Origin of the sequence: Plastoroseomonas hellenica (assembly GCF_018129085.1) — a bacterium.
Taxonomy (GTDB): Bacteria; Pseudomonadota; Alphaproteobacteria; order Acetobacterales; family Acetobacteraceae; genus Plastoroseomonas; species Plastoroseomonas hellenica.
Genome location: NZ_JAAGBB010000158.1, coordinates 1 through 577 on the forward strand (window position 1 = coordinate 1; position 577 = coordinate 577).

1 protein-coding gene is annotated in these 577 nt (G+C 75.0%); it reads right to left on the minus strand.

Features of this window, described 5'->3' with window-relative positions:
- Positions 1–342, minus strand: a 342-nt coding sequence (locus tag GXW71_RS34625) for a hypothetical protein (RefSeq protein ID WP_456316006.1), incomplete at its 3' end; no start/stop codon positions are given.
- Positions 343–577 lie beyond the last annotated feature (235 nt).

Consider the following 577-nt stretch of genomic DNA (forward strand, 5'->3'; position numbering starts at 1 on the left):
TGGCGGCGCCGAAGCCTGCGGCGCCGTCGCGGCCGCGGCGACCTGTGCCTGCGATGGCGTCGGTGCCCGCGGCGGCTCGGTCCGGGCCACGGCAGCAGGGGCCGGCGGAGGATCGACCGTCGGCGATGCCGCGGATGGCGGGGCAGCAGCGGTTCCGGGGGCTGCGGATGGCGCCGCCTGGGCCACGCTGCGCGGTGCCTCCGCTGGCGGCGGGGTCGGCGCCGTCGCCACGAGACCCTGGGGTATCGGCACGCAGGCGCGCAGCACCAGGAAGGTCGCGCCAAACGCCGCGAGCCCGCTCATTCCCAGCAGCAGGAACCGGCTTCCCGGCGTGCCTTGCATCATGCCTCCATGGGTCGCGCGCCGGTACAGGCGGACGACTCGCTGTATCCTAAAGCAATGCGGCGCGTGAGGAAATCATCCGCCGCTGGGATTTGCTCAGCAAAACAATGGCCTGGAGCTTGGCCGCCGGTCAGCGGTGATGCGGGCCGAGCCACCAGGCGAGCGCGACCGCCGGCGCCGCCGCCAGCGCCCAGCCGAGCCAGCCGCCCGCCCGTCCCGGCAGCACCGCGCCGAG